This window comes from Micromonospora sp. ABR4_055 (assembly GCF_056160425.1).
Genome location: NZ_JBSWXD010000048.1, coordinates 18727 through 40542, shown reverse-complemented (window position 1 = coordinate 40542; position 21816 = coordinate 18727). Strand labels below are relative to the sequence as shown.

General features: G+C 70.7%; 24 protein-coding genes and 1 pseudogene. 14 read left to right on the top strand and 11 right to left on the bottom strand.

Annotation, left to right across the window (positions count from 1 at the left end):
* Positions 1–182 (bottom strand): annotated as a pseudogene (locus ACXAHD_RS13815) (IS110 family transposase); the annotation flags it as partial.
* A gap of 259 nt (positions 183–441) precedes the next feature.
* Between ACXAHD_RS13815 and ACXAHD_RS13810 the strand changes: the two are divergent.
* From ACXAHD_RS13810 to ACXAHD_RS13785, 6 genes are all read left to right on the top strand, one after another.
* Positions 442–684: a hypothetical protein gene (locus ACXAHD_RS13810; RefSeq protein WP_289211699.1), complete on the top strand. Its 243-nt coding sequence runs from the start codon at positions 442–444 to the stop codon at positions 682–684.
* An 8-nt stretch (positions 685–692) separates the two neighbouring features.
* The gene (locus tag ACXAHD_RS13805; protein WP_289211698.1) at positions 693–1178 is read left to right on the top strand and encodes a TadE/TadG family type IV pilus assembly protein; all 486 of its coding nucleotides are present in this window, start codon (positions 693–695) and stop codon (positions 1176–1178) included.
* A 2-nt stretch (positions 1179–1180) separates the two neighbouring features.
* The gene (locus ACXAHD_RS13800) at positions 1181–1678 is read left to right on the top strand and encodes a TadE/TadG family type IV pilus assembly protein (protein WP_281552288.1); all 498 of its coding nucleotides are present in this window, start codon (positions 1181–1183) and stop codon (positions 1676–1678) included.
* Complete coding sequence (locus tag ACXAHD_RS13795; RefSeq protein ID WP_281552287.1) at positions 1675–2145, top strand: pilus assembly protein TadG-related protein; 471 nt, start codon at positions 1675–1677, stop codon at positions 2143–2145. Before ACXAHD_RS13800 ends, ACXAHD_RS13795 begins: the two co-directional genes overlap by 4 nt.
* Positions 2146–2177: 32 nt before the next feature.
* Positions 2178–3383 (top strand): LysM peptidoglycan-binding domain-containing protein, encoded by a 1206-nt coding sequence (locus tag ACXAHD_RS13790; protein ID WP_475050924.1) that lies wholly within the window; start codon positions 2178–2180, stop codon positions 3381–3383.
* Between the two features lie 194 nt (positions 3384–3577).
* Positions 3578–4093: a sensor histidine kinase gene (locus ACXAHD_RS13785; protein WP_281552285.1), complete on the top strand. Its 516-nt coding sequence runs from the start codon at positions 3578–3580 to the stop codon at positions 4091–4093.
* Here ACXAHD_RS13785 and ACXAHD_RS13780 read toward each other — a convergent pair.
* The 4 genes from ACXAHD_RS13780 to ACXAHD_RS13765 form a co-directional block, all read right to left on the bottom strand.
* Positions 4036–4887 (bottom strand): Rieske (2Fe-2S) protein, encoded by an 852-nt coding sequence (locus ACXAHD_RS13780; RefSeq protein ID WP_281552284.1) that lies wholly within the window; start codon positions 4885–4887, stop codon positions 4036–4038. The genes ACXAHD_RS13785 and ACXAHD_RS13780 overlap by 58 nt on opposite strands.
* A gap of 160 nt (positions 4888–5047) precedes the next feature.
* Complete coding sequence (locus ACXAHD_RS13775) at positions 5048–6349, bottom strand: hypothetical protein (RefSeq protein WP_281552283.1); 1302 nt, start codon at positions 6347–6349, stop codon at positions 5048–5050.
* 313 nt (positions 6350–6662) lie between these two features.
* Positions 6663–7043: a PPOX class F420-dependent oxidoreductase gene (locus ACXAHD_RS13770; RefSeq protein WP_281552282.1), complete on the bottom strand. Its 381-nt coding sequence runs from the start codon at positions 7041–7043 to the stop codon at positions 6663–6665.
* An 82-nt stretch (positions 7044–7125) separates the two neighbouring features.
* Positions 7126–7566: a DoxX family protein gene (locus ACXAHD_RS13765; protein ID WP_475050917.1), complete on the bottom strand. Its 441-nt coding sequence runs from the start codon at positions 7564–7566 to the stop codon at positions 7126–7128.
* Between the two features lie 303 nt (positions 7567–7869).
* Here ACXAHD_RS13765 and ACXAHD_RS13760 point away from each other — a divergent pair, with 303 nt between their 5' ends.
* Complete coding sequence (locus ACXAHD_RS13760; protein ID WP_281552280.1) at positions 7870–8550, top strand: DUF6985 domain-containing protein; 681 nt, start codon at positions 7870–7872, stop codon at positions 8548–8550.
* Between the two features lie 142 nt (positions 8551–8692).
* Positions 8693–9883 carry a WD40 repeat domain-containing protein gene (locus ACXAHD_RS13755; protein WP_475050915.1) on the top strand — a complete coding sequence of 397 codons (1191 nt, stop codon included), beginning with the start codon at positions 8693–8695 and terminating at the stop codon, positions 9881–9883.
* A gap of 544 nt (positions 9884–10427) precedes the next feature.
* Here ACXAHD_RS13755 and ACXAHD_RS13750 read toward each other — a convergent pair.
* On the bottom strand, positions 10428–10613 hold the full coding sequence (locus ACXAHD_RS13750; RefSeq protein ID WP_289213660.1) for a DUF397 domain-containing protein: 186 nt from the start codon (positions 10611–10613) through the stop codon (positions 10428–10430).
* Positions 10613–11377, bottom strand: coding sequence for a helix-turn-helix domain-containing protein (locus ACXAHD_RS13745; protein WP_475050913.1), 765 nt, complete (start codon positions 11375–11377; stop codon positions 10613–10615). The genes ACXAHD_RS13750 and ACXAHD_RS13745 overlap by 1 nt, the downstream gene beginning before the upstream one ends.
* Before the next feature lie 254 nt (positions 11378–11631).
* On the opposite strand from ACXAHD_RS13745, the gene ACXAHD_RS13740 reads away from it, so the two are divergent.
* Together ACXAHD_RS13740 and ACXAHD_RS13735 are read left to right on the top strand one after the other, a co-directional pair.
* Positions 11632–11922 carry a hypothetical protein gene (locus ACXAHD_RS13740; RefSeq protein ID WP_289211694.1) on the top strand — a complete coding sequence of 97 codons (291 nt, stop codon included), beginning with the start codon at positions 11632–11634 and terminating at the stop codon, positions 11920–11922.
* A gap of 22 nt (positions 11923–11944) precedes the next feature.
* Entirely contained in the window at positions 11945–12214 is a 270-nt protein-coding gene (locus ACXAHD_RS13735; RefSeq protein WP_281552277.1) for a hypothetical protein, read from the top strand.
* 43 nt (positions 12215–12257) lie between these two features.
* On the opposite strand, the gene ACXAHD_RS13730 is transcribed toward ACXAHD_RS13735, so the two are convergent.
* From ACXAHD_RS13730 to ACXAHD_RS13715, 4 genes are all read right to left on the bottom strand, one after another.
* Entirely contained in the window at positions 12258–13493 is a 1236-nt protein-coding gene (locus ACXAHD_RS13730) for a family 1 glycosylhydrolase (RefSeq protein ID WP_475050910.1), read from the bottom strand.
* 112 nt (positions 13494–13605) lie between these two features.
* Positions 13606–14991, bottom strand: coding sequence for a dihydrolipoyl dehydrogenase family protein (locus ACXAHD_RS13725; RefSeq protein ID WP_475050907.1), 1386 nt, complete (start codon positions 14989–14991; stop codon positions 13606–13608).
* Positions 14992–15055: 64 nt separating this feature from the next.
* Positions 15056–16372 carry a cryptochrome/photolyase family protein gene (locus ACXAHD_RS13720; protein WP_475050904.1) on the bottom strand — a complete coding sequence of 439 codons (1317 nt, stop codon included), beginning with the start codon at positions 16370–16372 and terminating at the stop codon, positions 15056–15058.
* Between the two features lie 8 nt (positions 16373–16380).
* Complete coding sequence (locus tag ACXAHD_RS13715) at positions 16381–17394, bottom strand: phytoene/squalene synthase family protein (protein WP_475050902.1); 1014 nt, start codon at positions 17392–17394, stop codon at positions 16381–16383.
* A 65-nt stretch (positions 17395–17459) separates the two neighbouring features.
* Between ACXAHD_RS13715 and ACXAHD_RS13710 the strand changes: the two genes are divergently transcribed.
* Genes ACXAHD_RS13710 through ACXAHD_RS13695 form a run of 4 tightly spaced genes read left to right on the top strand, consistent with a single transcriptional unit; the run spans position 17460 to position 21763 of the window.
* Positions 17460–18632, top strand: coding sequence for a polyprenyl synthetase family protein (locus tag ACXAHD_RS13710; RefSeq protein ID WP_289211691.1), 1173 nt, complete (start codon positions 17460–17462; stop codon positions 18630–18632).
* Between the two features lie 33 nt (positions 18633–18665).
* Positions 18666–20153 (top strand): phytoene desaturase family protein, encoded by a 1488-nt coding sequence (gene crtI, locus ACXAHD_RS13705; RefSeq protein WP_475050899.1) that lies wholly within the window; start codon positions 18666–18668, stop codon positions 20151–20153.
* Positions 20150–20707, top strand: coding sequence for an isopentenyl-diphosphate Delta-isomerase (idi, locus tag ACXAHD_RS13700; RefSeq protein ID WP_281552271.1), 558 nt, complete (start codon positions 20150–20152; stop codon positions 20705–20707). The genes crtI and idi overlap by 4 nt, the downstream gene beginning before the upstream one ends.
* Positions 20708–20764: 57 nt before the next feature.
* Positions 20765–21763 (top strand): MerR family transcriptional regulator, encoded by a 999-nt coding sequence (locus ACXAHD_RS13695; RefSeq protein ID WP_289211690.1) that lies wholly within the window; start codon positions 20765–20767, stop codon positions 21761–21763.
* Positions 21764–21816 lie beyond the last annotated feature (53 nt).

Sequence of the window (21816 nt, the reverse complement as noted above, 5' to 3'; positions counted from 1 at the left end):
ACCTGAGCAGCAGCAGCGTCGGCGTCGATGTCGTCGCCGAGCGCCGTGCCGATCATCGCGTGGAGCCTGGTGATGCCGGCGATGCCCTCGGGCAGCCTCGCCTTGGCCAGCCTGCGGCCGGAGGCGTCCATGAGCTCGACGTCGTGGTGGTCCTCCGCCCAGTCATCTCCTATGAACAGCAACGTCTCTCCCGCCTATTGAGTCGATCACCGCTGGTAGCCAGGAGGAGAACCATCAGCGACCTAATGAAGCAGTGCTCACGCCGCGACCGGGCGGGCACGACATCCCATCAGCGATCAACTCTCCACACCGACCAGCCGGGGCACGATCTTTCGTCAGGACTCGACGTCCAGGAACCCGGAGTGCTCACCGGCTGGCGGCTACCTACCCACCAGGAGTTTGCCGGATGGCTCACTCCCAGAACTCATTAGGACACCCACCATGCAGATATTCGCCCGCCTCTACCTCGCGGTGGCCGACCGGATCGGCGAGCTGCGCGGCGCCGACGAACGGGACAGGGGCGACAGCCCGGTCCCCACCGCAGTGATCATCGTCGGCCTGGCGCTCGTCGCGATCGCCGTCCTCGCCTGGGCGTCGAACCTCGCGTTCGACTTCATGAACGCCAACCCGGACCCGTCGAGCGACCTGCCGGACTCGGGCAACTTCCCGGGCGGCGGCGATTGATCGGCGACATGTGCCGTCACTTCGCCGGCCGGGCGGGCCGGACCATCCCCACCCCGGTGGTCCGGCCCGCCCCCACCCCGGTGGTCCAGCCTGCCCGGGACCGGGGCGCGGCGCCGGTCGAGTTGGCCATCCTGTTGCCGGCGATCCTGCTGCTGCTGTTCGCCTCGATCCAGGTCGCCGCGCTGTTCCTGGCCCGTACCGTGGCGTTGAGCGCCGCCCAGCAGGCGGTCACCGCCGAACGCGGCTACGACGCGTTGGGCAGCGGCAACGCCGACACCGGGGTGGGTGCGCAACGCGCTGCCGCGTTCCTCGCCGACGCCGGCGACTGGCTCGCCCCGGACCCGCTGCCGGCGCCGTCGGTCGGCCCGGACGGGCGGTACGTGTCGTACACCGTCAGCGGTAAGGCACTGTCGCTGGTGCCGGGCGTGACGTTCACCGTCAGCGAGACCGCCAACGGCGAGATCGAGCGGTTCGAGCAGGTCGCGGGAGGCTGATCGTGCGGCGACGCCATGCGGGTTCCGGCCAGGGCTCCGGCCAGGGCTCCGGCCGGGGCCGCGACCGGGGGTCCGTCTCGGTGGAGGTGGCCATCCTGACCCCGGCGTTCCTGCTGCTGGTCGTCGTCGCCTGGGTGACCGGGCGGACCGTGCTGGCCCGCAACGCCCTGGACGCGGCGGCGCACGACGCCGCCCGCGCCGCCTCCATCTCCCGGTCCGTGGCCGAGGCGCAGACCAACGCCGAGTACGCCGCGCAGCAGCGCCTCGACTGGGAGGGCATCGCCTGCACCGGGGAACCGGCCGCCGACTTCGCCCCGAACGGGGTGGACACCCTGACCAATGCGTTCGCCACCGCGCCCGGCAGCACCACCGCGCTGATCCACGTCCGGGTGAGCTGCACGGTCCAGTTCGGCGACCTGGGGCTGCCCTGGGTGGCGCAGGACCGGCTGCTCAGCGCCGACTTCCGTTCCCCGCTGGACCGCTACCGGGGGCGGGGATGAGCCGCCAGCGGCCGGGCGGAAGCCGCCAGCAGCCGGGCGTCGACGGCGGTGCGTACGATCACCGCGACGCGGGGCGGGTGAGTGTCTTCCTCGCCGTGGCCTTCCTCGCCGTGGCCACCGTCCTCGGGATCACCGTGGACGCCGCCGGCAAGTACCGCACCAAGCAACGGGCGGACAACCTGGCCGCTGAGGCGGCTCGCACCGGCGGGCAGCAGATCGACATCGGTCTGGCGGTCAGCGGGGAGGGCCAGTTCATCGACGTCCCGGCGGCCACCGCCGCAGTCGACCACTACTTCGACGACCTGCCCGGGGTGACCGGGTACACGGTCGAGGTCGCCCCCGATCAGCAGCAGATGACGGTGACCGTCGACATGACCTACGAGACCACCATGCTCAGCCTCTTCGGTTTCCCGCCGGGGATCCCGGTGACCGGGCAGGCCACCGCCGTGCTCCGGACCGACCCGTGACGGGAAGCTGACCCCTCGAGAGGAGCGGCACAATGCGCGCGACCCGCGTTTCCCCCGTCCGGCGGCTCGGGCAGGTCCTCACCGGCCTGGGTGCGCTGACCGTCCTGTTGATCCTGCTCGCCGGCGCACCGGTCGCGCTGATCGCGTTCGCCGGCAACCCGCTGCCCGACCACCTGCCCGGCATCGACGAGATCGGCACCGCGCTGACCAGCCGCGACGATGGACAGTTGTTCATCCGGGTGTTGGCGGTTGCCGGCTGGGTGGGCTGGGCGACGTTCCTGCTGTCGGTGCTGGTGGAGGTGCCGGCCCGACTGCTGCGCCGGCCGGCGCCGAAGCTGCCCGGCATGGGCCGGCAGCAGCGCGTCGCCGCCGCACTGGTCGGAGCGATCTCGTTGATCCTGGTCGCCGGTCCGGCGGCGGCGTTCGCCGCACCGGGGCCGGTCGAGGCGACCTCGGCGGCGGCGGTGGTGGTGGGCACCGGGTTCGGCAGCGCCCCTGAGCTTGCCGCGCCCGCCGGCCAGCAGGCGACACCGAACCAGCTCGTCGGTGCCAGCGGGCGGTCCGCCGCGCCGGCACCGGCCGCAGTCGGCTCGCCGGCCCCGCTGGTCTCGCCAGCGGCGTTGCACACGCTCGCCGCAGCCCCCACCGGACCGGGCGCCGACGGCACAGCGCCGACGGATCAGCCGGACCAGCCGGCGGAGTCGGCCGTGTACCGGGTCGCCAAGGGCGACTACCTCGGCCACATCGCCGACCGCTACCTCGGCGGGTTCAGTGACTACCGGGAGCTGGCCGACCTCAACGAAATCGACGACCCGGACCGGATCCGGGCCGGCCAGCTGCTGCGGTTGCCGGCCGAGGTGACGGACACCGGTGTACGGCCGCACGCCACCGGCACGGTCGTCACCCCGGCGGTGACGTCCACGACGGAACAGCCCACGCCGTCGCAGCCGACGCCGGAGCAGCCGGCGGCTCCGCAGACCCCGCCGCCGGTCGATGTACCGTCAGATGCCGACCGCCCCGCCTGGCAGGTGGACAACGACGCCACCGGCAACCTCGGCGGCGGCGTCTCCGCCGGCCGGTCCGGCCCGGAGCAGAACCTGAACCGTCCACTCGCGGTGACCGCGGTGATCACCGCAGCGAGCATCGTCGGCGCGCAGATCGGCACCATGCTCGGGTTGAAACGGCGTACCGCCGGAACGTCCGGCGAGACCGGCCGGCACCGCCGCGACCGGAACTGACCCGGGCCGGCACCGCCGCGACCGGGGCTGACCTGAGCCGGCACCGCCGCGACCGCGCCGGTCTCCGGCTGCTCAGCCGCCGCCCGGCCGGAGCTGCCGCTTGTCCGGCTTGCCGCTCGGCCCGACCGGCACCACGTCGATGAAGGTGACGGTACGGGGCCGGCTGGCCTGGCCGAGCCGACCGGGTGTCGGACGTGCCGGTCGACCTGGCAACCGTCGTCGAGAACGCGGTCCTCGCCGAGAGCGACCGGGCACAGGAGTACGGCGTGGTCATCGCCCTGGACCGGTCGGACGGTCCGCTGCCGGTGGCCGGGGTCTCCTCGGCGCTGCGCAGGGTGGTGTCCGACCTGCTGACCAACGCGTTGCGGCATTCCCGACCGGGCGGGCGGATCGACGTCGCCGTCTGCCGTGCCGCTGCCGGCGACACGATCAAACTGACCGTCGCAGACACCGGCGACGGCTTCGACCCCGACGAGCGCATCTTCGACCGGTTCCATCGCGGAGCCGGGTCGGACCGGCTGCACATCGGCCTGGGCCTGGCGCTGCTGCGCGAGGTGGTGACCGCGCACCGTGGCACCATCGAGGCCGCCGGCCACCCCGGTGCCGGTGCGAAGTTCACCGTACGGTTGCCGGCTGCCGCGGCACTGCCGGGTCAGGGCAGCTGGGCCTGCACGACCCCGGCCACCACCCGGCTGCGCAGCACCTGCTGATCAGTGGCGGCCGGGCCGTGGGCGACGGTGCCGTCGGTGAGCCGGAACGCGCTGCCGTGCCACGGGCAGACCACACAGGCGTGGCCGTCCGCGCTGATCACCTCACCCTGGTCGAGGGGGCCGTTCTGGTGGGCGCAGTGGGCCAGCAGCACCGTGACGTCCTCGCCGTGCCGGTAGACCAGCACCGGCACGTCGTCCACCTGCCGGCTGATCATTCCCGCTTCGGGCAGGTTGGCGAACTCGGCGATCGGGTGCCAACCGGCGGAGATCCGATGCAGCTCGGGCACCGCGTGGTTGACCCCGGCGGCCTGCTTGTAGGCGAGATGACCGCCGAGGAAGCCGCCGGCACCGACCGCGGCGAGGCCGAGGAATCCGAGCGTACGGCCGGTCTGGTGCCGGCCGCGTAGCCGGGCGACCAGCGATCCGGTGTAGCAGGCCACGCCGACGGTGTTGGCGATCGCGTGCACCAGACCGATCCGGCGCTGCTCGCGGGACAGGCTCGCCCAGTCGTTCGCCCCGGTGACCGCCGCCGGGATCGCGGCGGCGGTGCCGACGCCGACCAGGGTGGTCGCGGCCCGTCGCTGGCCGGGCAGCATGTCGAGTACGGCGGCGCTCAGCCAGGCACCCATCGGCACCTGGATCAGCACCGGGTGCAGTGGATGCCCCAGCCACACCCCGTGCAGCAGGTCGCGGACCCGTTCGTTGCTGATCCGCCGCTGGACGCCTTGTTGCAGCCGGTCGCCGATCCGGTCCAGCCCGGTCGCCTGCTCGATCTTCATCAACAGTGCCCGCATCGTCCCGACGTTCCCGCCAGACGCACCACCAAACTTCGACGGTCTTGCGTATGACGAGCCAGCTGGAGCTCTACGGAACGCGGTCCGTCGCGTCGAGGTAGCTGCGGAGTAGCGCCCGGTCGGCGGCAGATCCGGATGCACTTACTACGGGTGTTCCTGATCAAGGTTTCTCTTTGCTTCCAAGTTGCCGCTGGGACCGCTCGGCGACCTCCCCGGACACCCTACCCATCATCGATCTTGCCCGGCCGAGAGCCTGCATACCGAAACGACCAGCGGCACCCACACCCTCCGCCCCAGTTTCAAAAACCTTGCCCTTCACCTCAGCGCCGGTATCGAGAACCCTGGCGCCCACCTCGGACCCGGTCTCAAGGACCTTGTCGCGCGCTTCCACAGCCGCGTCGAGCCATCGCCGGGCATCCCAAGACCGGCCGTCGCGTTCAACGCCGAGCCTGCTGTTGAACTCGACGACAATCGTTGCGACGTGATTGGTCGACCGCACCACGGCGCGCGATGATGTCGGGTTGAGTAGCACCTTCGCGTTGGCGGTGCCGGCGGCCGCGTCCATCCGGGCCATCAGGCGCTCGGTGGTACGGAAGATGAGCTCGAGGCGCTTCTGCCGGGCGATCCGGATGGCGAAGCGATGTTCTTCCAACTCATACGCGGACGCGCCCAGCACGCGATCGAGTTCGAGCACGGCGACCGCGTCTTGGAGTTGGAAGCAGCGGGCCAGGACAGCGAGCCACTCCTGGACCTTGATCTCGGCTTCCTTCGACGTCGTGGCCAGGTCACCGACGTTTGCGGTCTCGAGTCTTTCGGCGATGGCATCGAGCTGCCGCAACGCGTACGCCTGGGTCCGAGCCAGTGGCACCGGCGTTGCCTGCACCTTTGACCAGGTGACCTCGGAAACCCTGCCCACTTGCTCCCGGATCGTCAGGGCCTCGTCGATGACGAGCTCTACCCCGACCATGTCGGCCACCACCGCGTCGGTCTGAGCGCGGAGCACGGCGTCGACTTTCGCGTCGATCACGGCGAGATAGTCGGTGATCTCGTCCATGCTCTGTTTCATCGCGAGCTGTGCCATGAGGCCGGCGGCACCGGTCAGGATCGCCGGGTTCGTCAGCATCGCGCTCGGTGTCTGCACGATCTCGAGCAGGCCGGTGATCCTGCCGTGGTCGGTCAGCACGGCACGGCTGAGACCGTTCTCCGAGCCGCTCATCAGGTTGTACTTCTTCATCGCCTGGGCGGACTCCGCAGACAGTTGGACCCATCGGCCGGACTGCTCGGAGATCTCAGCCCCGGCTTTGGCGATCTTGGATCCGGCACCGAGGGCGCCGCTGAGCCGTTTCAGCCCGAGGTCTTTCGACGGCAGCCGCTCCGCAGTGAGGAAACGATCGACAGCCGTCGGGTGCCCGATGACCGCCAGGCCATCGCCGTCACTGATCAGCTGAATCTCGTTCTCCAACGCATTGCTCCTTGAAGTAGGGTACGGATCGGCATCACGCTATGTCGTCTTCACCAGCCTTACCATGGTCCGCTCGTCTCGATTCCCTCGGAAGTGGACGATGTCTTGCAGGTACGCCTGCCTTGAGCTACGGCGCTCGTACTACTCGCGGTGACTTTCTGACGGCGACGACGCGCTGATCTCGGCCTGTGTGGCGTCGGCCGGTATGGGAGGTCCAACCAGGGAGCCTGACGGCCCCCGGTTGGCTGGCCTGCATGGGCGGCGACAGCTCCGGAGCTGTCTAGCTCGGTCACGGGTCGGAAAGTCGGGTCGATCAGAACGACACGATGATGCCGACCATCGGGGGGCGGCGTACCCGGAGCAGGCGAGCGAACCAGTTCCCTGCCCGTGCCATGAAGTACCGGCGGGCCAGTAGCTTGCGGGCCAGCGCCGTCCCGTCGCCGTCCAGTAGCCGGGCCGTTCCCGTCACACTCGGCGCGTCCGGTGCCACCGCCCCGCGTAAGGAACACGGCTGCACCCGAACGTGCGGGTTGTTCCGGATCCGCTTGACCTTGCCCGAGCCCGCTTCGGTCACGATCCAGAGTTCGCCACCGTGCGGTACGTGCCAGACCGGTGTGGCCACCGGGGCGCCGTCCTTGCGGTAGGTGGTCAGGCTGACGTACCGGCTACTGGCGATCTCATTGGCCGCGGTCACCAGGCCAGCGTAGCGAGTCGTGTCCGGGCCGCGCCCGCTGATCAAGCAGACATGCAGCCCGTCGAAAGTGGCCATCCGCTGGTCAGAGTGCGGCGGCGACGCAGGAGGCGACGAAGAGCACCTGCAGTAGCGTGCGCGGAACCAGGGGCGTGACCGGCCGATCGGCAATCTTCAGCTGACGCCGCGCCGCCGACACGTTGGCTGGGAACAACGCCAGGAGGAGGAGCGCGAGACAGATCGCCGCGACCGGTGCGGTCGACGGGAACGCTAGGCCGACGGCTCCGACCAGCTCCAGAACCCCGGTGATGGTGACCAGCAGCGGTGCCCGGGGCAGCCGAGGTGGCACCATCGCGATGAGCGAGTCGCGCCGCTTCGCACTGAAGTGGGCCACACCGGTCAGCACAAACATGAGGGCCAGTCCGCCACGCAGCGCCGGCTGCCAGCCGTCGAGCGCGTCGATGCCGAGCAGTCCAGCCATGCGCAGGACCAGCCAGCCGCCGATGAGGGCGATCAGGGGAGCCATCGTGTACCTCCATGACTTGTCACTGACAAGATATCGTCCAGGGCGGACATCTTGTCAATGACAAGTTTAGCTTGCCGCATGAGTCCGTACCCTGACGGAAGGCCGAGAAGAGCAGAGCATCGCGTACCGACAATCTCCCGCCTGAGCTCGGCCTGGACCTATCGGCCGCCGCCCGAGCTTGACCCGGAGCACGGGTCGTGCCGTCCTGCCTCGCAAGGTGGTGGCCAGTTCATCGACCAGGGTCGCCTTGTCGGCCGCGGAGGGGGCCGCGGGGAGGGGCACGTCCGCAAACCGTTCGCGGAGGTGGCCGTCGTCGTCCTGCGACGACTCGACACCATCGGCAAGGTCGTGCCTCGATTGCCGCCTGTGACTCGGTGTGACGCCCGACGGCGGCAGATGCGGATGCTTCATCAGAGGCTGCCTCACCGCGAGGACTACGGTGGTGGTGTGCAGATTCCCCATCTCGGTACGGTGACGAAGACCGCCGAGCCGGGCTGGTATCGCAGTGCGCCGATACCGGTGCCGGTGTTGGGCGGTGGGTCTTGCCGCATCCGGGTCGACGGCTACGACGACGACCCGGCGCAGGAGGACTTCCACGCCGCGATTCGCAACTTCCTCGCGCTTGACCGATCGGCGTTGGCGGTGGCTGCGCCATCGATCTACGCCTACTACCGCGATGTCGCGGATGACCTCCTGGCCGCCGGCGACGACGAGTGGCACGTTGAGATCAGCGGCCCCGACGAGGTCCTGGCCCATGTCCAGCTTGGCAACGAGCCGATCGTCGTGCGCGACCCCTACGACGATCGCCGCGTCTATGTCTCGATCGGGGGCGAGTGTGCCTGGGAACCTGAGCACGGCCTGCAGATCGTGTTCCGCGACGGTGTCACAGTGACCAAGGTGGGACCGTACGATGGACACCTCACCAACTCGGCCGCCTACGCCGACGACGAACTCGATGGCGTCGTCTACCACAGTTCCCGGTAACGGTGTAGCTGGACCCCCTCGGATCCCCTGAACGCCCGATCCGCAGCAGATCCAGACAGCAGCGGCAGGTCGGCGAGTTCAAGGTCATATCCGCTGGCCCGGTAGCCCGTCCATGAGCGATTCTCACCGGTACGATGCGCCGGTGGAAATCTTGGCGCAGATGCGGTCCGTAACCACGCTCGAACGGTTGCTCTGCCATCCCAGGCTGCCGTTGATAGCCGGTTGGGAGACCGAACGCCCGGCGATCCGGATCTGGGAGTACACGGTCGGGCAGTTGCGCGAGGTTGGCGGTGTCGGTGCAGATTCGGCCGTCTACGACGCCCCCGACTATGCCCGGCGCAAGCGGACACCCTCCGCCGCCTGGCATCCGGACGAGCCGCAGCTGATCGTAGCGGACGGTAACAGTACGACCTGCTGGACTCCTTTGGGCATCACCACAATCGATGGCGTTCCGCCGACTGAGTACCAACGGGAAGTGGCATTCGGTCCGGACGGTCAGACGCTCTGGTTGTCGCCCAGCGGCGGAGAGAACGGCTGGGAGTCCTCCATCGCGCTCGACCTCGCCTCCGGCGCAACCGCAGTCGGCCCGCGCTGGGACACCGGAGTCGCGGCGTATCCGGGCGGTGGCCTCTTAGCCACTCTACAAAGCGAGCAGGGTGCCACGCTGGTGCTCTTCTCTCGGGATGAGCCGGTGCTGCGGCCATTGCGGCGGGTGTTGGTCCTCGACTGCGACGGATACGAGACACCTATCTTCAGCCCGGATGGGCGGTATTTCGTAGTGCGGGGCAACGCCTACGAAGAATCGCTGGAGGTGTTCGAGTTTCCTTCGCTGCGTCGCGTTCTCGGCCTGACACTCGGGGACCCAAGTCCGGGGTACCCGTACCCGCAGGAGCGGGTGGACAATATGCGCGCCTGGTCGCGCCACAACGTCGCGTTCGGGCCAGCTCCGGGTGTTCTCTGGATCGGTACGCCGGAGGGTGCCGTCATCGAGTTCGAGATCGACGGGAAACGGGCGGCCGAGTATGAAGCGCTGCCCGGGTCGATGGTGACGGCCCTGGCGGCTGCCGCTACAGGCGAGTTGATCGTTGCCGGCCGCGACGGCACGCTTCTGGTGCTGTCGGGGGGACGGGCCGGCCCAGCCGAGGCATCAACCGCCGCAGTAACCGAGTTCCTTGCCGGCACCTCTGAGGCTTCGGTCATCGACATGAACCAACTTGACCTCACCGATGGAAGCCGGATCTGGCAGCCCAGCGATCTGCAAACGGTCACCGACGCATCAGACAGCGACCCGTCATGGCTGAAGATCCGGGCTGCCATGAACCGGCTTACCTAACCTCAACGCGAAGACGCCGCGCCGAGTTGCGCATCGCGGTTTGGTGGTCGGCAGCGAGAAACGACAGCACCATCGGCGTGGGCTGTGGTCGGGTCGCGCAAACGATTGCCAGCGGGGCACCTGTACGAACATTGGGATGATCAGCTGTGCTGATCTCGGCGCGTCCGGAGCCGGCAGCTGGCACCGCCATCACCCGTTGGGACGATCGGTTCGCGGCGTGAGCGGATCTCGCTGTACCGCCCCGGCACCGTCAACCGCCGGAGCAGCGCGTGGCGGCAGGTTCAGATCCGGACGCCCGCGATCGGCGACGCTGCTTCGAGTGGAGGGCTCAGGCACGTTACTCGCGCGAATAACGTGCCTGAGCCCTCCACTCGACGGCGCACCGAGACTCGGGACCGAGACTCGATAGACCGAGATGCGCGATTTGCGGTCACGCTACGCCGGCGGTCCGGCGGTCCGGCGGGCGTACGGGACGGCTCCATCCCCTGAGACCAGGGCCGGCGCTTCTCGATATTGTCGGCGGAGGAGTGGTAGGCGCGGCTGGTCAGTGGTGGTGCTTGGCCAGCTCGACGAAGGAGCGCCAGGCGGACGGGCCGAAGGCCAGGGTGCCGCCGTCGCGGTCCTTGGTGTCCCGGACCAGCACCCGGCCGGGCAGGTTGTCGGCCACCTCGACGCAGTTGCCGGATGAACCGTTCGACCGCGACGACTTCCGCCATGCTGGTTCATTGATCACTGGATCATCCTTAACATCAGGTCTCGGGTCTGGTCGGCGGACAGCGCCAACTCGTTGACTGCCTCCCAGACTAGTTCCAGTTCGAGTACGTCACCAGCGGTGGTGGCGACGCGTCCACGCAGCAGATCGTCCAGATAGCCGACCCGCCTCCCGTCGCTCATGGTGGCCAACGCCAGCGGGCCACCGAGGCCAGCGTGGAGGCCGGCCGACTCGGGGACCGCACGGATTCGGATGTTCGGCCGGTGCCCGAGGTCGACCAGGTGGGCAAGCTGGTCCTTCATCACCTCGCGCGGACCACGACGCAACGCGGTCTCCTCGACCAGGGCCACCAACTCCACCGGGGGATCGCGGTCCAGCACCGCGCGCTGCCGCGTTTGACGGGTCGCGATCACCTCCTCGAACCGGACCCGGTTGGACGGCACGGCAGCGAAGACCTGCCGCATGTACGCCTCGGTCTGCAGCAGCCCAGGAACCAGGGTCGGCTCCCAGGCCCGCAGCAGCACCGCGCGTCGCTCGTGGTCGACCCAGGAGCGCAGCCAAGGTTGGCGGTCCTCTCTGCCCTCTCTCGACAGCTGCTGAAGCTGGTCACCGGAGTTCAGTAACTTGTCGAGATCCTTCGCGGTGTCCTCCTTGGGCACCAGCCGGCCGGTCTCGAAGCTGGCGATGAGCGACTTCGACACGCCTACCGCTTTGGCCAGCTGGGTCTGGTTCATGCGCTGGGAAAGCCGGAGCCGCCGAAGCTCTACAGGCAGTTCAGTCATGTTTATAACCTCCAATAACTCGGGCTCATCTTTACCTCTGCGATTTTCATATTGCCCTATGTTCGGGCAGGAGTCCAGGGTGGATCACGACGGGAAAGCGACTCGATGAGTGAGGGGGTCGACGGTGGAGGTGGGGGCGCTCGTCGGGGCGGCGCTGCTCGGCTTCTGCGCCGGGCTGTGGTCGTTCAAAGTGAAATCCGGATGGTGCCCCAGCTGCGGGCGTGCGACCTGGCCGATGGAGCGGGGCGCCGACGGTGTCCAACGGCCACGCGGCGATGGAAGGCCCGATGGGTAGCCGGCTGCTGCGGACGCCGGAGCCGAAACCAGGGGACGTGCTGTTGATCGGCCAGGAAGCGAGCATGCAGTTCGCCGGCGACCGGAGAATTCGATTTCGCGTGATCTCGGTGGACCGGAAACCGACCTACGACGGCTGGGTCTGGCTCACCGGCTACGTCATAGACGAACGCGGGTACGCAGCCGAGCGGCGGGAGATATTCGTGCAACGCGACGGACTCTACCGACTGGCCAAACAGCAGTCGACATAGCAATTGATCAAGGAGAGAAAAGATGATCACCGAGATGGTACGTGACTGGTGGCTGCGCTGGCTCGACTGGCGCTCCGGCCGGTCCACGGCGTCCAGGCGACTCGAATACCTGCGCCGCGAACGGCACGGACAACACCAACGCGGCCGTACGACGGCCCGGCACCGTCGACTCGACGGAAACCGGGGACGCCACTGGTCGACGGAGGCTACCGTCCTGGTCCCGACGCTGCGTCCACTGATGACCTACGGCCAGCAACTCGGCTACCGGCTGCCGCCGCACCGGGTGAGCTGACCGGCGGGGTCCCGCCGGATGATGAGTGGAGGGTGCTGGATGATCAGGGCAGGGCGCGGCTGGTCGCGACGGCGGCGTACCGGGCGGTGCTCGGCTTCGGGGTCCGAGCGAACGTCTCCCGGTCGACGATGTGCAGGCCGAAGTGGAAGCGGTAGCCGGCGGCCCACTCACAGTTGTCCAGCAGCGTCCAGTGGCAGTAGCCGAGCACCGGGACGCCGTCGTCGATCGCGTCGAGCAGGCCGGCCAGCGACGGCTCGATGAAGGCCGCCCGCAGGGCGTCGTCGTCGACACCGACACCGTGCTCGGTCACGAGGACCGGCACCCCGCTGACCTGGTACGCGTACCGCACGGCACCGCCGAGTGACGTCGGGTCGATTGCCGAGCCCAGCTGGTGCAGGGTGGCCCCGGGCGGCGGCGGCAACATCCGGTCCGCGTCGTAGACGGCACTCTCGTAGTTCTGGATGCCGATGAAGTCGTCGGCGCTGGCCAGCCGCAGCCAGCGGTCGTACAGCTCGGCGCGCTTGCGGTCGCGCAGCGTGGCGTCGTCGCCGGTCACCCGGTCGTCGACGATGGCGATGGACAGCCCCACCGGCAGGTCGGGCCGCCTGGCCTTGATCGCCGTACGGGCGGCGAGATGACCGGCCGTCATGCCGTCGCGCATCGCGTCGAACTCCTCCGGCAGCATGATGTTGCTGACCCGGTAGCGGGGCACCCCGGCCGCGGCGCCGGCCGCCTCCAGGGTGGCCCGCTCCAACTCCCGCACCGACTCCGGCACGTCCGCCCAGGACAGCAACTGCGGCAGGTTCGGCTCGTTGAGGGTGACGGCCATGGTGATCCGGTCACCGAAGTGGCGCATCACCTGGTCGCAGTAGCGGGCGAACAGCTCGGGAGCGGCCGGGTCCAGCCAGCCGCTGCGCGCGGCGAACCAGTGCGGGCAGGTCATGTGGTTGAGCGTCACCACCGCGGCCAGGCCCCGCCGCGAGCAGCTGTCGACGATCGCCGCGTAGTGGTCCAACGTCTCGGTGGAGAAGCTGCCCTCCTCTGGCTCGACCCGGGCCCACTCCACGGAGAACCGGAAGGCACCCAGCCCCATCGCCTGCACCAGGTCGAGGTCCGTCCGCCACAGCTGCCAGCTGTTGCAGGCCCGGCCGGACCGCTCGGCGAAGACCGTCGGCGCGACGTTCTCCAGGAACCAGGTGTCGCTGCTGGTGTTGTCACCCTCGGTCTGGTGACCGGAGGTGGCGACACCGAAAAGGAAGCCGTCCGGGAAGCATCTCATGGATGGACATCATTCCGTGGCCGGCTCAAGATCACATGACGAAGAACTGGGATGCCACCGGCGTGTCGCCCGAACTTTCGTCAAGTGATCATGGAGTCAAGTGATCATGGAGTCAGGTGAGCTGCTGTACGGCGGACTGGATGGCGCGGTGCACCGTCGGGTACGCGTAGATCATGTGCCGCAGGCTGGTCAGCGGCACTTCACCGTGCACCGCCACGGCGAGCGCGCCGAGCACCTCGCCGCCGGTCGGTCCCGCCGAGGTCGCCCCGACCAGCACCCCCCGGTCGGCGTCGGCGACCAGCTTGATGAAACCGTCGTTACCCGGCCCATGGATCCGGCCACGCGACGACTCGGCGACGTCGGTCACCGCCACCGCGACGTTCACGCCCTGCTCGCGGGCCTGGCGTTCGGTCAGGCCGACCGCGCCGATCTCCGGGTCGGTGAAGGTGACCCGGGGGACCGCCCGGTACTCGGCCGCCGGCCCGCCCTGGTCGAGGATGTCGCGCACCGCCACGTCCGCCTGGTACATGGCCAGGTGGGTGAAGGCACCGTGGCCGGCGACGTCACCGACCGCCCACAGCCCGTCGGCGCCCGGCATCCGTTCGTCGGCGACCCGCATCCGCTCGTCGACCGGCAGGTGCCGGGCCGCCGGGTCCAGTCCGACGGTGTCGAGGCCGAGTCCACCGAGGTCGCTGCGCCGACCGGTGGCGACCAGCAGCCGCTGCCCGCTCTCCGGGCCGCCCTGCGACAGGTGTACGGCGAAGGTGTCGTCGCGGTGCTCGACCCACTCGGCGCGGCTGCCGAGCCGCAGCCGGATCCCGTCGTCACCGAGGGCGCGGGCGGCCAGCGCCGACGACTCCGGCTCCTCCCGGGACAGCAGCCGCTCGCCGGGCTCGACGATGGTCACCCGTACGCCGAACCGGGCGAAGACCTGGGCCAGCTCCAGCCCGATCGCGCCACCGCCGAGCACGACCAGCGACTCAGGCAGCTCGGTGACCTCGATCGCTTCCTTGTTGGTCCAGTACGGCGTGCCGGACAGTCCGTCGATCGGCGGCACCACCGGCACGGTGCCGGTGGCGAGCACCACCCCTCGGCGGGCGGTGAACACCTGCCCGTCGACGTCGACCCGCCGGGGTCCGGTGAGCCGGGCGGCACCGTGCAGCACCCGTACCCCTTTGCCGGTGAGCCGGTCGACGGCGGCCGTGTCCGACCAGTCGGCGGTGGCCTCGTCGCGGATCCGTCGGGCCACCGGCGTCCAGTCCGGACGGATGTCGGCGGTGCCGGCCAGGCCGTCGATCCGGCGGCCCTCAGCGAGCGCGTTCGCCGCCCGGATCATCATCTTGCTCGGTACGCAGCCCCAGTACGGGCACTCGCCGCCGACCAACCGGCGCTCCACACCGACCACGTCCAGCCCGGCCTGGCTGAGCCGGCCGGCGACCTCCTCACCGGCCACGCCCAACCCGACGACGACGACGTCCACCTGTTGCGGCTCACTCATCCGGCCAGCATGTCACCACCGCCGGCAACCCGCCGACCGGGCGGCCCGCTGACCGGACGCCGACTCAGCGGTCCGACAGTGGCGGCGGGTAGTCCAGGCCGGCGCGGACGGCGAGCGGCAGTCGCCACGGTTCGTGCACCGCCGCCCCGGTGACGCCGGCCAGCTCCGGCACCCACCGCCGGACGTACTCGCCGGCCGGGTCGAAGCGGTGCGCCTGGCGCAGCGGGTTGAAACCCCGGTGCGGGCGGGTGTCGTTGCCGGTGCCGGCGACCCACTGCCAGTTGCCGGAGTTGTTCGGCAGGTCGCCGTCGAGCAGCCAGCGGCCGAACCAGCTGAGGCCGTCCCGCCAGTCCAGGCCGAGCTCCTTGGTGAGGTACCCGGCGGTGATCAGCCGGGCGCGGTTGTGCATCCAGCCTTGCGCCCGCAGTTGCCGCATGCCGGCGTCGACGATCGGCACCCCGGTGCGCCCGGTCTGCCAGGCGTCGAGGGCGTCGGCGTCGTAGCGCCACTGCTCGGCGGCCCCGCGCCGGTACGCGGTGGTCGCCAGGTCGGGGAAGGCGTTCGCGACCTGGTAGTGGAAGTCCCGCCAGCACAGTTGCCGGACGAACGGGCCGGCGCGGTCCCCGGCGGCGGTGGCGACCTCCAGCGGCGACAGACAGCCGAACCGCAGGTAAGGGCTGAGCAGCGAGGTGGCGTCACCGGCCAGGTCGTCGTGGCTGTCGCCGTACCGATCGAGGCGGCTGTCGCCGTACCGGTCGAGGTCGGCCAGCCAGTCGTGCAGCCGGCGCCGCCCGGCGGTCTCGCCCCCGGCGGCGGCCTGTGGCGACTCGCCGTCCGGCAGGGCCGGCAGCCGTCCGACGGCGGGACCGCCGGGCAGCCGGATCCGGTCCGGAGCGGCGCACCCGGTACGCCAGTCGGCGCCGGCCCAGGCCCGGAAGTACGGCGTGAAGACCTTGTAGTGGTCACCGTTGGTCGGGGTCAGCGCGCCCGGGTCGACGACGGTCAGCCCAGGGAAGGCGCGGTACGCGACGCGGTGCCGGTCGCATTCGTCGCGGAGTCGCCGCTGCCGGTCCCGGGCGTAGTGGCTGACGTCGGCGGAGACGGTGACGCCGTCGGCGTCGACCTCGCGCGCGAGCCGAATCGTCTCGGTGACCGGGTCGCCGCGGCGGATCAGCAGGTCGCCGCCGAGCCCACGCAGGGTCGCCCGCAGGTCGGCGAGGCTCTGGTGCAGGAACCGGTCGCGGTTGGCCGACCGGCCCGCCAACCGTGGGTCGAGGACGAACAGCGGCACCACCTGTTCGGCGGTGGCGCAGGCGGTGGCCAGCGCCGGCTGGTCGTGCACCCGCAGGTCGCGGGTGAACAGGACGACAGCGGTACGCATGGCGGGCGCTACGGCGCGGTCGGTGAGGAGGCGGTCGGTGCTGGCGTGGGGGTGGCCGGCGGCTGCGTCGGTGTCGGCTGCGTCGGCGGGCCGGTGACGTCGACGGGGGCGGTGACGTCGACCGGACCGGGCAGGGTGACCGGGGTGCCGGCCGGGGTGAGCAGGGACCGCAGCGCCACAGCGGCCCGGCGACGGTTGGGAACGGTGGCCCGGCGACGGAACACGTCGTAGCCCTGCGCGGCGATCTCGTCGAGGATGCCGCCGTACAGCGCGTACGCGGTGCGGATGCAGGCCTGCGAGGCGGGTTCGAGCAGGGTGACGCCGGGGGCGGCCGCCGCGTAGTGGCCCCGGGCGCGGCCGACCTCGTACCGGATCAGCTCGATGATCGGCGGGGTCGCCTGGCGGCGTCGGGCGGCGTCGACCAGGTCTGCCCGGTCCACCCCGAACCGCGCCAGGTCCTCGTCCGGCAGGTAGGTGCGGCCACGGTCCAAGTCCTCGGCGACGTCCCGGATGAAGTTGGTGAGCTGGAAGGCGAAGCCGAGCTGTCGGGCCGGCTCCCGGGCGGCGGCCCGGTCGGTGCTGCCCAGGATCGGCAGCATCATGGTGCCGATCACCGCCGCCGAGCCCTCCATGTAGTCGAGCAGGTCGGTGTAGCGCGGGTACGAGGTGAGGGTCAGGTCCATCGCCATGCTGCGCAGGAACGCGGTGAAGTCCGCCTTGTCCAGGTCGAACACCGCGATGGTGTGCAGTACGGCGGGCAGCAGCGGATCGTCGACCGGGGCACCGTGCAGCCCGGCGAGGAACCGTTGCCCCCACTGGTCGAGTGCGGCTGCCCGGTCGGCGGGCGGCAGCTGGTCGGTGCGGTCGACGATTTCATCAGCGTACCGGGTGAATCCGTATAAAGCGTGAACATGCCGGCGTTTCCACTGCGGCAGCAGCCGGGTCGCGAGATAGTAGGTGCGCCCGTGTCGTCGGTGCAGGTCACGGCAGTTCGCGTAGGCAGCGGGCAGATCGACGTTCACCGGGCCTCCTCGGCTATCGACGCAAGAATCGACGCAACTTCAGACCCTAGGGTACGCTCGTTCGCGTGGCCAATCACACAGTTGCCGGCACCGACCGCAGCGCGTCGGTCGACGAGCCGGCCGGGTCGGCCACCCCCGGCTCGCCCCCGCCCCGCCGCCGTGACCTCTTGACCGCGGCTGTCGACGACACGTTGATCGACTTCCTCACCGTCGAGATCGACGCGCTCGACCGCATCGATCCGGCGCTGCGCCCGTTCGCGCAGGTCGCCCGGGACACCGTGCTCGCTGGCGGCAAGCGGCTGCGGCCGGTCTTCGCCCACTGGGGCTGGCGCGGGGTGGTCGGCCCGGACGCGCCGCTGGCCCCGGTGTTGCCGGCACTGGCCGCGCTGGAGCTGCTGCACGCGTTCGCGCTGGTGCACGACGATGTGATGGACGGCTCTGCGACCCGTCGCGGCCGCCCCACCGCCCACCGCCGGCTGGCCGGGCAGCACCGGTCGGCCGGCCGCGACGGCGACCCCGACCGGTTCGGCGACGGTGCCGCCGTGCTGGTCGGTGACCTCTGCCTGGTCTGGGCCGACCGGCTGCTCGGCCAGGCCGGCGTGCCACCCCGGACCCTGCTCGACGTGCGGCGCCGTTACGACCAGATGCGGGTCGAGACGATCGCCGGGCAGTACCTGGACGTCCTCGGCGAGACCGAGGCCGACAGCTGGTCGGTCGACCGGGCGCTGCGGGTGGCCCGGCACAAGACCGCCAGCTACACCGTGCTGCGGCCGCTGCACCTCGGTGCGGCCCTGGCCGGACCCGGCGCCGACCCGGCGGTCCACGAGGCCTACCGGCGCTACGGCACCGCCGTCGGCGAGGCGTTCCAACTGCGCGACGACCTGCTCGGCGTCTTGGGTGACCCGGCCACCACCGGCAAACCGGCCGGCGACGACCTGCGGACCGGCAAGCCGACGGTGCTGCTGCTGATCGCCCGCGAGCTGGCCACCGAGGCGCAACGCGCCGAACTCAACCGGCCGCCGCCCGCCACCGACCGGCAGTCCGGTCGGAATGCCGATCGACGGGTGCAGCGGCTGATCGAGATCGTCGTCGAGACCGGCGCCGCCGGCCAGGTGGAACAGCTGATCGAGCAACGGGTACGGGAGGCGGTCGACGCCCTGGCCGACGCCCCGATCGACCCTGCCGCCCGTCGCGCGCTCACCGGCCTGGCGGTGACCGCCACCACTCGGCAGGCATGATGTGAGCATCGTTCAGAAGGAGGTGGTCGCGGCATGCGTACCGTGACCGGGGCGACCGAACGCGTCGTCGTGGTCGGTGCCGGGCTCGGCGGGCTGGCCTGTGCCCTGCACCTGGCCGGTGCCGGCCGGCAGGTCACCCTGCTGGAACGCGAGTCGGTGCCGGGTGGACGGGCCGGGCGGCTGGCACTCGACGGCTACGAGTTCGACACCGGGCCGACCGTGCTGACCATGCCCGAACTGATCGCCGAGGCGCTCGGCGCGGTTGGCGAGGAGCTCTCCGACTGGTTGGAGCTGATCTCGCTCGACCCGGCCTACCGGGCGTACTATCCGGATGGGTCCACACTAGACGTCGTTACCGACACCGCCCGAATGGCGGCCGAGGTGGCCCGGGTCTGCGGCCCTCGCGAAGCCGACGGCTACCTGCGCTTCGTCGACTACGCGAGGCGGCTGTGGCAGCTGGAGCGGGCTGACTTCATTGACCGTAACCTGGACAGCCCGCCGGACCTGCTCACCGGCAACCTGCTGCGGCTGCTGGCCGCCGGAGCGTTCCGGCGGATGCAGACCAAGATCGAACAGTTCTTCTCCGACCCCCGTACCCAGCGGATCTTCTCGTTCCAGGCGATGTACGCCGGCCTGGCCCCGCACGACGCGCTGGCCATCTACACCGTCATCGCCTACCTGGACTCGGTGGCCGGGGTGTCGTTCCCCCGGGGCGGGATGCACGCCGTACCCCGGGCGCTGGCCGGCGCCGCCGAGAAGCACGGCGTGCAGATCCGCTACGACACCACGGTCACCCGGGTGGAGACCGCCGGTGGTCGGGCGCGCGCGGTGCTCACCGCCGCCGGTGACCGGATTCCCGCCGACGTCGTGGTGCTCAACCCCGACCTACCCGTCGCCTACGCCGAACTGCTGCCACCGGCCCGCCGCCGGCGGCTGCGCTACTCGCCGTCCTGCGTGGTGCTGCACCTCGGCGCCCGGCAGGGTTACCAGCAGATCGCCCACCATAACGTCCACTTCGGTCGGCTGTGGAAGGGCACCTTCGACGAGGTCATCCGCCGGGGAGAGCTGATGAGCGACCCCTCGCTGCTGGTCACCAACCCGAGCCGGACCGACCCGTCGGTGGCCCCGCCCGGCGGGCACACCTACTACGTCCTCGCTCCGGTGCCCAACCTGGACAGTGGGCGGCTGGACTGGCGCGGCGACCTGCCGCAGCGGTACGCCGACGAGCTGATCGCCACCCTGGCCGAGCGCGGCTACCGGGGCCTGGCCGACGGGATCGAGGTCCGCGAAATGATCACCCCAGCCGACTGGGCCGACGCCGGAATGGCCGCCGGGACACCGTTCGCCGCCGCGCACACCCTGTTCCAGACCGGCCCGTTCCGACCCGGCAACCTGCATCCCACCCTGGAGAACGTGGTCTTCGTCGGCTCCGGCACCCAGCCGGGGGTCGGCGTGCCGATGGTGCTGATCTCCGGCAAGTTGGCCGCCGGTCGGATCACCGGTGCGGGGGGTGCCCGATGACCGGGACGTCGCGGGAAAGCCATCTGGTCGAGTTGGTCGACCCGGCCGGGCGACCGGTCGGATCGGCCACCGTCGCCGCCGCCCACCAGTCGCCGGGCCAGCTGCACCGGGCCTTCTCGGTGATCCTGGTCGACCGGGCCGGCCGGCTGCTGCTGCAACAGCGGGCCGCGGTGAAGACCCGGTTCCCGCTGCGCTGGGCCAACACCTGCTGCGGCCATCCGCTGCCCGGCGAATCGGTGACCGAGGCGGCCAACCGCCGGCTCGGCGAGGAGGTGGGCGTCGCGCCGGTGCCGTTGACCGAGCTCGGCGTGCACACCTACCAGGCCACCGACCCGGTCACCGGCCGGACCGAGTACGAGTACGACCACGTACTGCTGGGTGATCTCGACCCGGCCACCCCGCTGCGGCCCGATCCGGCGGAGATCGCGCAGCTGCGTTGGATGCCGCCGGATGAGCTGCGGGCCGGCCTGACCGATGACCCGCACGCCTACGCCCCGTGGCTGGCCGGCGTGGTCGACCAGCTGTCGCGTCGGGCCGGCGGGACCATGACGTGAACGCGGAGCGGAACGGTGTGAACGCGGAGCGGCACGGCGCGGCTGCGGAGCGGCCAGGTGAGCGATGACGCGCTGAGTGCGGGCAGCGTGGCGCGCCGGCTCGGCGTGGCGGTCACCACGCTGCGCACCTGGCACCAGCGGTACGGGCTCGGCCCGACCCGGCACGTCAAGGGGCACCATCGCCGGTACAGCCGGGAGGATCTGGCCCGGCTGGAGGTGATGCGTCGGCTCACCGCCGAAGGCGTGTCCCCGGCCGAGGCGGCGCGATGGGCACGCGGCAACGCGGCTCCACCCGCCCCCGCCGGCCTCGGCCTCGGCCCCGGCCCCGGGCAGGGCCGGGCCGGCGGCGGGCACACCATCGCCGTCGGCACCGCCGGCCCGGCCGCCCGTGGTCTGGCCCGGGCCGCCGTACGCCTGGACGACCTGGCCATGCGGGAGATCATCGAGCGTGGGCTGCGTGCCGACGGGGTGATAGCCACCTGGGACCGGGTGGTCCGCCCGGTGCTGGCCGGCGTCGGTGACCGGTACGCGGCCACCGCCGGCTTCATCGAGGTGGAGCATCTGCTGTCCCGGTGCGTCTCCGCCGCGTTCGCGTCGGTGACCGGTCCGGCGTCGGTGACCGGGCCGGTCCCGGCGGCCCTGCCGGGTGATTCTTCGGGCCCGCTTGTCGGCGCTGGTTCCGGTGTGCTGCTGGCCTGCACCGACGACGAGCAGCACACCCTGCCGTTGGAGGCGCTGGCCGCCGCACTCGTCGAGGCCGGCGTGGTCGCCCGGTTGCTCGGTGCCCGGGTACCGGTGACCGCGCTGGTCGCCGCCGTCGACCGGACGGGTCCGGCCGCCGTGGTGCTCTGGTCGCACACCCCGGCGACCGCGGACCTCGGGCAGTTGGCTGCGGCCCGCTCCGGACGGCACCGTCCGGTGCTGGTCCTCGCGGTCGGGCCGGGCTGGCCGGTCCCCGAACTGCCGGACGGGGTACGGCACTGCGCCGACCTGACAGACGCATTCACGCTCTGCCGGTCCGCCGACCGGTCGGTCGGCCAGCAGCACTTGCCGTAGCTGTTGGCGGTACGGCCCGTCACCGCCGATGGTCGGCAGTGCTGGTGTCCGAT

Bases quoted from the DNA above. Each gene is read 5' to 3' on its own strand.
- crtI (WP_475050899.1), top strand. From the start codon at position 18,666: ATGCGTACCGTGACCGGGGCGACCGAACGCGTCGTCGTGGTCGGTGCC.
- ACXAHD_RS13805 (WP_289211698.1), top strand. From the start codon at position 693: ATGTGCCGTCACTTCGCCGGCCGGGCGGGCCGGACCATCCCCACCCCG.
- ACXAHD_RS13730 (WP_475050910.1), bottom strand. From the start codon at position 13,493: ATGAGATGCTTCCCGGACGGCTTCCTTTTCGGTGTCGCCACCTCCGGT.
- ACXAHD_RS13795 (WP_281552287.1), top strand. From the start codon at position 1,675: ATGAGCCGCCAGCGGCCGGGCGGAAGCCGCCAGCAGCCGGGCGTCGAC.
- idi (WP_281552271.1), top strand. From the start codon at position 20,150: ATGACCGGGACGTCGCGGGAAAGCCATCTGGTCGAGTTGGTCGACCCG.
- ACXAHD_RS13720 (WP_475050904.1), bottom strand. From the start codon at position 16,372: ATGCGTACCGCTGTCGTCCTGTTCACCCGCGACCTGCGGGTGCACGAC.
- ACXAHD_RS13765 (WP_475050917.1), bottom strand. From the start codon at position 7,566: ATGGCTCCCCTGATCGCCCTCATCGGCGGCTGGCTGGTCCTGCGCATG.
- ACXAHD_RS13735 (WP_281552277.1), top strand. From the start codon at position 11,945: ATGATCACCGAGATGGTACGTGACTGGTGGCTGCGCTGGCTCGACTGG.
- ACXAHD_RS13810 (WP_289211699.1), top strand. From the start codon at position 442: ATGCAGATATTCGCCCGCCTCTACCTCGCGGTGGCCGACCGGATCGGC.
- ACXAHD_RS13780 (WP_281552284.1), bottom strand. From the start codon at position 4,887: ATGCGGGCACTGTTGATGAAGATCGAGCAGGCGACCGGGCTGGACCGG.
- ACXAHD_RS13745 (WP_475050913.1), bottom strand. From the start codon at position 11,377: ATGACTGAACTGCCTGTAGAGCTTCGGCGGCTCCGGCTTTCCCAGCGC.
- ACXAHD_RS13790 (WP_475050924.1), top strand. From the start codon at position 2,178: ATGCGCGCGACCCGCGTTTCCCCCGTCCGGCGGCTCGGGCAGGTCCTC.
- ACXAHD_RS13725 (WP_475050907.1), bottom strand. From the start codon at position 14,991: ATGAGTGAGCCGCAACAGGTGGACGTCGTCGTCGTCGGGTTGGGCGTG.